Below are 12,573 nucleotides of genomic sequence, written 5' to 3'. Positions count from 1 at the left end.
CGAAGTCGACCTTGTTGACGGCGACGTCCCGATGTTAGCGTTCACATCATCCCCCGACTCCGAAGCAGCGACATAACGCCAACATGAAGCGGAAAACCCTCTTTGCCGTTGTCGGAGCCGTCCTCGCCGTCTCGTGTGCCGGAGCAGTCGTCCTCATTTCGGGCGGAAACTCCTCCAAGCCGGCCGCGGTCGGCAACCTCGCCACAGCCGAATCCGAGGTCGCCTCAGGCCCACCGGCGACGACGATCACGTCGTCGCCGGTCTCCACCACTCCACGTGCGGAGCAGAGATCCGTTCGAGACGGCAGCCTGCCGTACCTGGACGGGACGCTGCCCGAGGATCCGACCGCCGATCCCGGACCAGATCCGGTGTTCGCCGCCGACCCCGACCTGCGCCGCGACGACGGCTACAGCTATCGGCCCGGCAAACCCGGTGACCACCAACTGCCCGCGGGTACCGTCGCGTTCCAGTACGACGTCACCGCCAACGCCCTCAAGGCGCGCCTGGCCGAACGCAAACCGGAACTCGCCAAGGCGACCGGGATCGCGCTGTACCTCACCGGCGGCACGGCGCTCTCCGACGCCGACCTCGCCGCGTTGCAGGGCGTGCACCGCGACCTCGGCCTGGGCAACCTCACCCGGCTCCACGTCTACAACCTGCGCAGCATCCAAAGTGGACGGGAATGCACCCCGGCGTCCGGGCTGCCGTGCGCGGGCCAGCAGGCCCGGGGCGGCAAGTCCCCCTACCTCTGGCACAACGGCTGGTGGGACACCTGGGTCAGGCAACTCGTCCTCGACGACCTGGACGCAGTGCCCGACGGTGCGTTCAGCAACCACAACTTCAGCGAGGTGAGCCTGCGCGGCGCCCGGTCGATCGGCGTCATGGCTTTCGGCCACGCCCCGCACGCCAAGCTCAGCGTCCTGTACCTGCCCAGCGCCGGCACCATCGCCCACGACGCCTTCCGCCGCAACCAGTACCTGGTCAAGGTGAACCTGCCGAACGCGACCGAGGTCGACGACTTCGCGTTCGACGACGCCTCCCGTCTGCAGTACTTCACCGCGCCTCAGCTGCGACGGCTCGGTCGCAACGCGTTGAACGACAGCCACGAGCTGATCTCGGTCAACCTGCCCGAGCTGGAGTACCTGGGCATCAACTGCTTCGACCTGAACGGCAAGCTCGTCGGGCTGCGCCTGCCGGCCCTCACCGAGATGGACAAGAACGCGGTCACCGGCTTCGCGAACCTGCGCTGGGTCCACGCTCCGCGCCTGACCACGGTCTGGCACAACGCCATCACCAACAACGCGAAGCTGACCACGGTCGTCATGCCGGGCGTCACCCGGCTCGGACCGGGTGCGGTGAGGGGCAACCCCGCTCTGACGGCGGTCTACCTCGGCTCCACACAGCCGAGGCAGGACGCCGACGTCTTCACCGCAAGCCCGAACGCGACCATCTACCACACGGGCGACCCTGCGGTGTGGGCGAACTTCAAGCCGTCTGGTGCCCCTGCGCTCGCGGTCCGGCTCAAGCCCTGATCGCGCGTGAGGGCCAGACCGAGCCCCGTTCGGTGCCACACATGCACGCCACTGCACCCGACCTGTGGGGTGCCAAAACCAGGCTTGGCGGTCTGACCTGCGCCTCAGGCGGCTGCGGGTTCGTACTCGTTGATCAAGCCCGAGGGGGCGGCCTCCGACCTCAAGGTCGAAGGAGAACTGCCCGCTGACCTCAACGTGTGCCGCTCGAAAAGTCATCGCTGCGGATCACGCGGCATACCTGTACTCGTTGATCATCCCACCGAGGATCCCCACCGCAGATTCTCTGCCGCGAGCCGGAGCACCAGTGACCAGGCCCGCGACCAACTACCCCGAAGCTCGGCGACACCCCGCCGCGGTACACGACCTCGACACCCACAGCGTGCTCCGCATCCGCATCCTCGGCGGCCTCATCAACGAGTACAGACATGCCGCGTGACCAGCAGCGACGACTTTTCGAGCGGCACACGCTTTCCAACTCGTGAAGGCTCCGTTACGTTCGGTGTCTGGGAGCGCTCCCAGAATCCTAAGGGGTCACCGTGCCAAGGTTGTCGCGCGTGCTCGCCGCCCTGTCCGTCGGCGCGTTGGTGCTGACAGGCAGCCAGTCCGCCTCGGCCGCGTCACCGTGCGTGGTCACCTACCAGCCCAACGTGTGGGCGAGCGGGTTCACCGCCAACGTCGCCGTCACCAACAACGGGGCGCCGGTCACCGCCTGGACGGTCGCCTGGACCTACACCGGCAGCCAGCAGATCACGTCCGGCTGGAACCACGATCGCTTACCGACCGATGCCCTGCTCCGCGGGCATGGAGCCGGTAGACGAGTCCATGGTGGACCTCTCCATTTCGGCGGCCCCGGCGGTAGTGACGACGGGTCCGATGATCGGTGCATCCCCGTAGACGCGACACCCGCGAAAGGGGTTTCTTGATGCGTCAGAACAGCCCTCGCACGCCATCCCAGCGCTTCGCCCGCGCAGCGCTGGCCGCCGCCACACTCCTCGCGACCATCAGCGCGGTACAACCCGCCACCGCAGGACAGCCGGCCGTCGCAACACAGCCGGCCGTCACGGCCGCAGCTGCCGCGGCTGCCGGCGCCGCCGCGATCGCCTCGGTCGACCTGGCCGGGACGTGGAGTTTCACGCCGGCGGGTCGAGGGGCGACCTCGATCACGGTGCCCGGCGGCGGCTGGTACAAACAGGGCTTCACCGACGTGAACGAGGCGGTGTACTCGCGCACCATCACCGTGCCCGACTCGGGTCAGCCGCAGTCGGCGTGGATCGAGTTCGGGGCGGTCAACCACCAGGCGACGCTGTCGGTCGACGGCCGGGTGGTGGCGACGCAGACCACGTCGTTCACGCCGTCGAATTTCGACATCACCGCCTACGCGGCCCCCGGTAGCACCCACACGATCAGCGTCGCCGTGAAGGGCCGCGGCGCGTTGAAGGCATCCAACGGCCGGTACCTGGTGCCCGACGCCGCCGACTGGTCCGAGGCGATACCGCAGGGGATCTTCCGGTCCGCGTTCCTGCGGACGTACCCGGCGGTGTACGTCAGCGACACATTCGTGCGTACGTCGGTGGCGAACAAGACGTTGAGCTACGACGTGTCGGTGCGTAACACGTCGGGCAGTTCCCGGTCGGTGACGTTGACCGGGTCGCTGTCGTCCAGCAACGGAACGGCTTTCAGCTACCCGCAGCTGCCCAGCCGTACGGTCACCGTGGCGGCCAACTCGACCGTGACCGTGACCGTCGGGCCGGTCGCGTGGAACCTCGACAGCACCTCGTACTGGTGGCCCAACGTGCCGTACCGGTCGGGGTACCGGGCGCAGCTGCACGGGCTGACGGTGCATGCCGTCGCCGATGACGGTCACACCAGCGACGCCACGTACCGGTTCGGGTTCCGGGAGGCCACCCAGAACGGTGACTACTACTACCTCAACGGCGTGCGCGTGAACTTCCGCGGCGACAACCTCCAGGGTGCCGACTACGACCGGATCAACAACGGCGGCAAGGGCGACGCTTACGACACCCTGCCCGGCTTCCTGCCCCCGTCGCCCGGCAACGGCGGCTGGCCGCAGGCGGTGGACAACTACCAGCGGCTCAACTACAACGTGGTGCGCATCCACCAGGAGCCCGCGAGCCCGTACATGTTGGATGTCGCCGACGAGATGGGCCTGATGATCATCGGCGAGACCGCGATTCGCGGCTCCTCCGGCAAGCAGGACTGGATCGCCGGGCACGACAACATGGTCAACCACGCCCGTGCGCTGGTCCTGCGCGACCGCAACCACCCCGCGGTCATCCGCTGGAGTCAGGTCAACGAGCCGAACCAGAGCGGCCAGGATTCCGAACAGTTCGAGAAGGACCTGTACGCGGCGATCAACGGCAACGACGGCACCCGGCCGGTCATTGCCGAGGTGGGCGTCGACGGGAATCTCAACGGGTATCCCGGGATGACGTACGCCAACTTCGCGGTGTTCCCGCACTACGTCGACGGCTTCGGCAGGTACGGGGAGGGCCTGAAGACCGTGAACGGGCGGCCCGACGGCGAGGGCGAGTACATCTGGCCGGCATGCAACAACAAGCAGGGCTTCGAGTGGTTCGCCACGGCAACCCTGGCCAAGCGCGGCAAGAACGCCACCGACCTGCGTCCGTACACGCTGCTGTCCGCCTGGGCCAGCGTCGTGCCCGGAGTGCGGACCACCGACTTCACCCCAGAGGAGGGCGGTCGCCCTGTCTACGGCGCGGACAACCTCCCGAACCCCTGGAGCAACCCGCAGATCCAGCGCGTGCAGGCGGCGTTCAACCCGGTGGCCGCGGTCGACCTGCCGTTCTGGTCGGCCTCCGGCGTCTCGGACTCCAACGGCACCTTCCCTCTGCCGCAGGCCGTGCCCAACTACGCCCGGAACGCCACGGTCACCCGCAACATCACCGTCTTCAACGACGACCTCGCCGACACTTCGGTGGGCTTCACCTGGACTGCGCGGCTCGACGCGCCGGACGGCGCGGTCGTCGCGTCCGGAAGCACGACCCTGACCGTCCCGCTCGGCTCGCGGGTCACCCAGCCGGTGTCCTTCACCACCCCGGCCGCCGGCAACCGCGTGTACCTGCAGCTGTCGACCACGAAGTCCGGCAGCCCCGTCTTCACCGACGCGGTGGAGTACTTCAACCTCGCCGGAAGCGGCGGAGACGGACCCGCACCGGGCACCTACCGCATCGTCAACCGCAACAGCGGCAAGCCGCTCGCTGTCGCGGGCAACTCCACCGCGGACGGTGCCAAGGTGGTCCAGCAGAGCGGCACCGCCACCTGGACCATCGCCACGACCTCCGACGGCTCCTACACCCTCAAGTACGTCCCGAGCGGAAAGGTGCTCGACGTCAACGCCAACAGCAGCACGGCCGGGCTGCAACTGCAGCAGTGGACGGCCAACGGCGGCACCAACCAGATGTGGTACCTGCGGTCCACCGGCAACGGCTACTACACCATCGTCAGCCACGACAGCGGACTGGCGGCGGACGTCTACGGTGCGGCGACGAGCGACGGGGCGCAGGTCGTGCAGTGGGCCGCCAACGGCGGGGCCAACCAGCAGTGGCAACTGAACCGGGCCTGACCGGACGACCCGGTTCTCGCCTGCCGCCGCGGCGTCGACCGCTACCCCTGGCCGCTCCGCCCTGCGGCCAGGGGTAGCGGTGGCGAGATGTCAACTCCGAACGTCGGCAAGCGACCACCACCGAGCACCTTGTCCCCGCTCCCATCGGTACGGGCCGGCAGACCACCGCGGTGAACGCATCGAACCGCCTCGCTCGCGAGCGGTAGGCGCTCGTCAGCCTGGTGTGGCACGACGACGCGGACATCGACGCGCTGATCGCCGAGCACGAACGCCGGCCAGAGCAAGCGGAACGGATGGTGCGCGCGGGGGTCGGCGATGCCTGGGGCAAGTGACCATGCCGCTAGCCATCATCAGGATCCATCCACAACGTCGGCTCGACCAGCTCGACGAAACGGTCGCAGAAATACCCGAAGGCCTCGACCACGGGATCGAGTCTCCTGACCATCGTCGCGGAGGGCCAGGCTGTTGCGTGGACAAGCAGCAACTACAGAGCCTGGTGTGGCCGGCCTTGTCGAGAACGCGTCCGATGGCAGCACATCCTCCGATAGCAGGCCGAAGTAGTGATCGACGACGAGTTCCACGTCTCCGAGGGAAGGAGCGAAACCCCGGCCGGCTGACCTCAGTTGGTGAGCGTGATGTCCGCGTCGTTCAGGTCGAAGAAGATGTTCCCGATCGCCTCGATCTTGATCCTTCCCTTGGTGGTGGCGATCCGCGGCAAGGTCACCGTGGCGGCTCCGTTGTTGGGTGTGCGTTCCGCGAGCACGTGCGGGAACGTCAGGCCACCGTCGACGGACAGCGAGATCCGCACGGCGCGCACACCGATCGGCGCTACGTCAGTGCGGGCCACGTCCCAGGTGATCGTCTGGCTGGAGCCGCTGGCGAACGTGGTCGCGCTCTCCTGTGAGGTCAGGAGAAACGGGCCGGCCGACGGCGCGAGCAGCACGGCGGTGTCGGCGCTGCCGATCCCGCCGCCGCCCTGACGTCCGTCGCGGGCGGTGAGCCGGAAGTGCAGAGTCCGGCTCTGGTCCGGGCCGACCCAGTCGGCCGTGGGCAGGAACTCCGAGTAGCAGTCGATCAGCGCGGCCGGCACGTTGGTCGCGCCGCCGGTGGTGGGTGGTGGCGGTGCGGCCGGGCAGGTGCCGGTCCTGGCGTTGGTGTTGTTCGCGGCGATTTGCGCCAGATCGGGAAAGACGCGCGCTGGGTTGGTGTTCGTCGCGTTCAGTCCCGGTGAGTAGTACTTCAGGCTGTCCTCTGTGCTGACGATGGCCGCGGTGCCGAACTGGCGGAACAGCGGGCCTTCGGTCTTCGTGTTGTTCACCAGGGCCGTTCCGGTGGCGCCTCCCCGATCGGTCTGCTCCCACATGTAGGTGATCGTGTCGCGGTCGGTGTCGATCGCGCTTCCGGTCAACGCGAACGGTGTGCGGACCGGGATCGTGTGCTTCGGCGCGACGGTGACCACGGGGATGTGGTTGGCGGTGTTCGAGGTTCGCCAGCCACCGTTGTCCTGTTTGCCGCCCTTGACGGTGTCGCGGACGAAACCCGAGGTGCCGTTCGCGGCCGTGATGGTGAGCATCTGGACGTCTTTACCCGCCACCGGGCCGCCGGTGAAGCTGACCTGGAACCCGGCGTCGGTCATCTCGTGGCCGGAGAACCCGAGCACGTCGACGGTCGCACCGGAGGGCCAGCCCTCGATTGCTTCGATGGCGGCCTTGATCCCGGTGTCCGAGAAGTTCTCGCCGCGCACGATCGGCACCGACCGATGACCGCGGTAGCCGATCCGGAACGAGTCCGTGCCGTCGAAGTCGCGCAACGACACGTTCTGCACCTCGTCCAGCTTCGGCAGGCCGCCGGTGACGTAGGAGTTGATCTCGGTGTAGCTGCGCTGCGACCAGTACGGGTCGCTGTGCGGCTGCAGGTTGTCCTGCTGGCAGATCCCGGCGTACGCCATGATCGACGATCCGCTGCCCGGCTCGGTGGAGGTCGCCGCGTTCCGGTTCCCCTCGGAGCAGCCGTACTGGGTGCCGTTGAAGGGGTGGTTGGCGCCGAACTGGTGCCCGAGCTCGTGGGCCACGTAGTCCACAGCGAAGAAGTCACCGACCGGCGTCGGCAAACCGGTGCACCCCAACGCCTTGTCGGCGCCGCCGGCGACACCGAGCTGGGCCAGTCCGCCTCCGTTGACCCCCAGCGCGAGGTGCCCGATGTCGTAGTTGCCGGCTCCGACCAGCTGTCCGACCACGGTCTGGTTGCGGTACAGGCCGGGGACGTCGCAGGCCGTCAGCTCGTCCGGCCGGAAGCACGCTTCCGCTCCGCAGGGGCCGTTCGGCTCGGTGGCCATGGCCGTCGTGTTCAGGTTCGTCCTGTCGGTGTCCTTGACGAGCAGGAGCCTGATCGCGCTCTCATCCTCGTAGATCTGCGCCACCCGGTTGACCAGCGTCACCTTCGCCGCGGTCACGTTCGCAGCGCCGAAGTACGCGGCGTAGGACGGATCCGAGACCAGTGCCAGCCGGTAGGTCCGCAGCTTGACCCGCGACCCCGCGCTGACCCGTGGCGCGTCCGGCACCGCACCCTTCAGCGTGGCGCGTTCGACCAGCGGGCTGGCCGGCTTCGCCACGTCGTGGCCGTAGTAGCTGGCGTACAAGCTCTGGTCGGTGCGGTAGTACGGGTCGACGTACCACTGACCACGCGACGACCGGACGGAAGCGTGAAATCCCAGCGGGGTGAGGTCCGCCCGCACCGTCGCGGCCGGATCGTCGATGCCCCGGCCCGCATAGGTCCTGATCTCCGGGTGCGCCGCGGCCAGACCGGGCTCCATCACCGGCGAGTTCACGAGCCGGAACCGCTGGAAAGCGCCTTCCGGCGTCGGCAGGAGCACCTCCCGCGAGTCCTCCACCGCACGTGCGTCCAATGTAGACGCCATCATGCCGCGGTCCAGCGCGAACCCGGCGAACCGGGTGGCACGAACCTCCGGCTCCTTGGCGGAGTCCGCCAAGGTCTGCCCACCGGAGACCGCGGTCCACGGGTTGCTCGGCGCGGCGGTGCCCGTCACCGGTAGCAGCGCCACCACCGTCACCGCGATCACCAGGGCGGCCAGGCTTCTGCCTCGCGCCAGCGGCGAACGTGTTGCCATGTCGGGCTCCTCGGGACGCTACTTCGGATACTCGCTGGATTCTCGCGGTGGCCAGGCGGTGGCCAGAACCTACGAAGGTAGGGAGGAACTACGTAGATCGACATAGACTCGGGAAACTCTCGATGAAGGGCGGATGGCAACCGACCATGCAGCGTTTTCTTCCCGCAGCACTGCGAATTCCGCTTTCCGCTGGTACTTCACCGCTCGCATGTTCTACAACCTCGGCGACGGACTCATCTCCATCGCGGTGGCGCGCTTCGTCTCGGCGCGTCGCCTACTGAGATGGACCTGGTGTTGCTGGCAAGCCTGTGGGGTGCCAAAACTAGGCTTGGCGATCTGACCTGCGCCTCAGGCCGCCGCGGGTTCGTACTCGTTGATCAAGCCGCCGAGTACTCGCCGACGACGAACGGCCGTACGGCCTGATTCTGTGAGCGGGTAATCGGGTCGTGGTGGGGCGTGGTCCCGCGCTCTGTGTGGCCTTCGGTGGTTGTAGTGGCCGACAAACCCGCTCGGCGTAGCTGTTGGCCCGTGGACATCGCGGCGGAATCTTCACGACGTCGATGCCGGCGTCAGCGAGAACAGAATCGAACGACGCCGCGAACTGGCCCGCTCTGTCACGAACCAGGAGACGAAACTCGCTGGCCCGGTCAAGATGTCACCTAACGGTGCAGCAGACCCCTCCGCCGTACTGCCTGCGTAGTTCTTGGAGGGCGTCCAAGCCAGAGGCCATGAAGGCGATCGCTCGATCAGACTCGGAAACTCGCTCAGTCTGCCTCACCCGAGCAGCTCGTGAGGCGAGCGCCGGAATCGAGGCAATCTTCGCCGGTTCCAGCTCCGACCACAGGATCCCTGACGGGCGTCGAGGTGGGCCGCAGTCGATGACCTGCGTGGGGGTGACGATCAAATCGACGGAGAAGTCGTGACTGGTCTCCGGAAGATCACCGTCGACGACCTGGAGGTCGTGGACCGTCTAGGCTGGCTCGACCAGTCAGCGGCGACGAGGGGTTGGGGCCTGTGGCTCGGCGTTCGGACTCACCGGTGATGATCCTGAGCATCCTGCTCGTGCTTTCACTCGCCGGCTGGTTCGGCTTCGACTACCTGCACGAACGGCTCTCCTCTTCGAGCTGTGACACAGTCGCCACGCTCAGCGTCGTGGCCGCGCCGGGCATCGCCTCGGCCGTGGCCCGGGTGTCGGAACAGAACGGTGCCGCGTGCTACCGAGTCGAGGTGATAGCGCGGGATTCCGCTGTGGCCGTCGAGTCCCTCGCGCAGGCCAAACCGGATGTGTGGATCCCGGAGTCGTCCCAGTGGCTGCTGCGCGCCCAGCGGCGGGGTGCGTGGGACATCCCCGTCACGGGCCCGTCGATCGCGTCCTCGCCCATCGTGCTGGGCCTGACCGAGACCGCCGCGCGGCAGTTCGGCTGGCCAGAGCGAACGCCCACCTGGGCCCAGGTGTTCAGCGGCGAGCCGGCGATCGGACTCGTCGACCCGGCCGTCGACCCGGCAGGCCTGTCGGCGTTGATCGCCACGGGTGAGCTGGCCGGATCCGCTCCGGATCCGGCCGGTTCCTATGCCCTGACGCTGCGCAAGCTCGCCAAGCACACCGTCCAGAAGCCCGCCGAGCTGTTCGATCCCGCCCGGCCACTGGACGGCGTGGTGACACCGGAGTCGGACTTGGGAAAACACGGTCTGGTCGGGGTGTACGCCGATCCCGCCGTGCCTTCGCTGGACTACCCGTACGTCGTCCTGCCCGGTTCCGATCAGGGCAAACGTGATGTGGCGCAACAGTTCCTGAGCCGCTTGCTCGACCAGACCTCCGCCGGGCAGTTCGCCGAGGAGGGCCTTCGCGGGCCCGACGGGCGGGCTCTCGGGGGTTCGAGCGCCGCGGTGGTCCGGCCGGTCGCGCCACCCGCCGACCCCGACCAACTGCTCAACCAGTGGGCGGCGGTCAACCGCAGCGCCCGGATGCAGGTGCTGCTGGACGTGTCCGGGTCGATGGCCCAGGTCGTCCCCGAGGCCGCCACCGACCGGATGACGCTCACCATCCAGGCCGCCGAGTTGGGCATCAGGCTGTTCAAGCCGACCACGAAGATCGGCCTGTGGCGGTTCTCCACGAACCTCGACGGCGACAAGGACTACAAGGAACTCCTGCCGGTGCGGCCGGTGGGTGAGCTCCTGGCCGACGGCTCGCTGGATGAACTCCGCAAGGTCAAGGCGATCCACAACGGCGCCACCGGCCTGTACGACTCGGTGCTGGCCGCCTACACCTCGGCCCGGCAGAACTGGGAGCCGGGCCGGATCAACCTGGTGGTGGTGCTCACCGACGGCAAGAACGAGGACCCCCAAGGGATCACCCAGGAACAGCTGCTCGCCCAACTGGCCGAGTTGCAGGACCCGAAACGGCCACTGCAGATCATCGGTATCGGCATCGGGCCGGACATCGACCCGGTCGAGCTGCGGGCGATCTCGCGGGCGACCGGCGGCGACGCCTACACCACCGAGAACCCGACCAAGATCGTCGACGTGTTCTACGCAGCGATGGGCAGGTTGCTGGAGACGTGACCACCACCACCACCGAACCGCGGCAGATCGTCCTGGCCTGGCCCCGGCCGATCACCCTGGCCGCGGTCGCGATCGGCGTCATCCCGTTCGCGATCCACGCCTGGATGGCGTTCAACGGCTACTTCGGGCACGACGACTTCGTGATCCTGCACCGGGCGGCGGCCCACGGGCCGTTCGACCTCGACTACCTCTTCCAGGACTACAGCGGCCACCTGGCGCCCGGCATGTTCCTGCTGGCGTGGTTCATCACGGCGGTCGCGCCGCTGAGCCACGTGTTCGCCGTGCTCCCCCTGCTCGTGATGCTCGGGGTGGCGTCCGTGCTGTTCTGGCGGGTGCTGACGCGGTGCTTCGGGTCGCGCTGGACACTGCTGTTGCCGTTCGCGGTGTACGCGTTCTCCCCCCTGATCCTGTACCCCACGCTGTGGTGGGCCTACGGCGTGCAGCTCTTCCCGTTGCTGCTGACCATGTTCGGCGCGATCAACGCGCACCTGACCTACCTGCGCACTCGCGCCACGAAGCAGGTCGTCATCACCCTGCTGTGGACCGTCGCCGGGCTGGCCTTCTACGAGAAGGCGGCGTTGTTCATCGCCGTGCTGTTCGGGCTCACGCTGCTGCTGGGCGAACGGGTGCCGTGGCGGGTGTGGCTGGCGCACGGGGTCCCCCTCGTCGCGTTCGCCGTCCTGTTCCTCAGCCTGACCACCAGCCGTGTCAAGAACGACCTGCCGTCCGCGTATTCCATTGTGGAGTTCGTCGGCCTCGCGGTGGTCAACACCTTCCTGCCGGGGTTGTTCGGCGGCCCGTGGACCGGTCCCGCGCCCGGCGCGACCATCTCGACGTCACCGCTGTGGCTGCGCCTCACGGTGGCCGCGGTGGCCGTGATGGTGCTCGTGGGCGGACTGCTCAAGGCGCCGCGGCGCGCTGGGGCGGCGTGGCTGATGCTGGCCGGGTACTTCGCGGTCGACCTGGGGCTGGTGATCGTGACGAGGCTGCCGGAGATCGGGCCACTGATCGGCAACGACCCCCGGTACATCGCCGACGCGGTACCGATCGCCGTGCTCTGCACGACGTTCGCGTTCCTCGAACCGGGCGAGCGCACCGGCGGCCTGAAACGGCCGGTCGTGCTCGGCCTGGTGACGCTGCTCGGGATCAGCGCCACGTTCAGCTTCCTGTGGCTCGCACCCGGTCTGCGGTTCGCCAAGTCGGAGCAGTACGTCAGCACCGCGCGTGCCGCGCTGACGGCGAACCCGTCGATCGTGCTCTACGACACGCATGTCCCGAGCGAGGTCATCTCGGAGTGGTTCGTCTACGACAGCCTGGCATCCAGGGTGGTCGGTCTGCTCCCTCAGCGGCCGAAGTTCGACCAGCCCGCGGAGGAGATGTTCCTGCTGGACGACAACGGATCGCCGCGCAGGATCACCGGCGTCAAGGATTCGGTCGTCGGCAGGAAAGGTCCGGTGGCCGACTGCGGCTACCCGGTCGGCGGCCAGGTCGTGACGATTCCGTTGAGCAGCCGGGTGGAGGGCCGTCGGCTGCTGCGGATGGAGTACTACACCTCCAGCGCGGGCCCGGTGCGGCTCGCGCTGGGAACGGTCGCCCAGGAGGTGAACCTCGCCGAGGGCCTGCACGTGCTGTACGTCGTCGTGAACAGCGGCTCAGACCGGCTGGAGATCAACCGCGGCACCGAAGTGGACCCGATGTGCCTTGTGGACGTCCGGATCGGTTCCCCTACAACGTGACCGGACCTAGAC

Annotated in this window: 7 protein-coding genes; 6 read left to right on the top strand and 1 reads right to left on the bottom strand. The window is 68.0% G+C overall.

The annotated features are described in order from the left end of the window. Positions 1-83: 83 nt before the first annotated feature. The 4 genes from B0F77_RS15575 (at position 84) to B0F77_RS15560 (ending at position 5,136) form a co-directional block, all read left to right on the top strand. Positions 84-1,532, top strand: a complete 1,449-nt coding sequence (locus tag B0F77_RS15575; protein WP_086663601.1) for a leucine-rich repeat protein — start codon at positions 84-86, stop codon at positions 1,530-1,532. Positions 1,533-1,836: 304 nt separating this feature from the next. Continuing rightward, complete coding sequence (locus B0F77_RS50535; protein ID WP_281252516.1) at positions 1,837-1,968, top strand: hypothetical protein; 132 nt, start codon at positions 1,837-1,839, stop codon at positions 1,966-1,968. Between the two features lie 100 nt (positions 1,969-2,068). After that, positions 2,069-2,455 (top strand): cellulose binding domain-containing protein, encoded by a 387-nt coding sequence (locus tag B0F77_RS15565; protein WP_086663600.1) that lies wholly within the window; start codon positions 2,069-2,071, stop codon positions 2,453-2,455. Continuing rightward, positions 2,455-5,136: an RICIN domain-containing protein gene (locus B0F77_RS15560; protein ID WP_086663599.1), complete on the top strand. Its 2,682-nt coding sequence runs from the start codon at positions 2,455-2,457 to the stop codon at positions 5,134-5,136. Before B0F77_RS15565 ends, B0F77_RS15560 begins: the two co-directional genes overlap by 1 nt. A gap of 619 nt (positions 5,137-5,755) precedes the next feature. On the opposite strand, the gene B0F77_RS15555 is transcribed toward B0F77_RS15560, so the two are convergent. After that, entirely contained in the window at positions 5,756-8,263 is a 2,508-nt protein-coding gene (locus B0F77_RS15555; protein ID WP_086663598.1) for a M12 family metallo-peptidase, read from the bottom strand. Positions 8,264-9,277: 1,014 nt separating this feature from the next. On the opposite strand from B0F77_RS15555, the gene B0F77_RS15545 reads away from it, so the two are divergent. Continuing rightward, complete coding sequence (locus B0F77_RS15545) at positions 9,278-10,825, top strand: substrate-binding domain-containing protein (protein WP_245848219.1); 1,548 nt, start codon at positions 9,278-9,280, stop codon at positions 10,823-10,825. Then, positions 10,822-12,561 (top strand): hypothetical protein, encoded by a 1,740-nt coding sequence (locus B0F77_RS15540; protein ID WP_086663597.1) that lies wholly within the window; start codon positions 10,822-10,824, stop codon positions 12,559-12,561. Before B0F77_RS15545 ends, B0F77_RS15540 begins: the two co-directional genes overlap by 4 nt. Positions 12,562-12,573 lie beyond the last annotated feature (12 nt).

Origin of the sequence: Lentzea kentuckyensis (assembly GCF_002150765.1) — a bacterium.
Classification (GTDB): Bacteria; Actinomycetota; Actinomycetes; order Mycobacteriales; family Pseudonocardiaceae; genus Lentzea; species Lentzea kentuckyensis.
Note: the sequence above shows the minus strand (reverse complement) of the source record. Positions and strands in the feature narration are given on the sequence as shown.

Excerpts from the sequence above, each read along its gene's own strand:
- B0F77_RS15560 (WP_086663599.1), top strand. The coding sequence starts at position 2,455 with ATGCGTCAGAACAGCCCTCGCACGCCATCCCAGCGCTTCGCCCGCGCA.
- B0F77_RS15575 (WP_086663601.1), top strand. The coding sequence starts at position 84 with ATGAAGCGGAAAACCCTCTTTGCCGTTGTCGGAGCCGTCCTCGCCGTC.
- B0F77_RS15555 (WP_086663598.1), bottom strand. The coding sequence starts at position 8,263 with ATGGCAACACGTTCGCCGCTGGCGCGAGGCAGAAGCCTGGCCGCCCTG.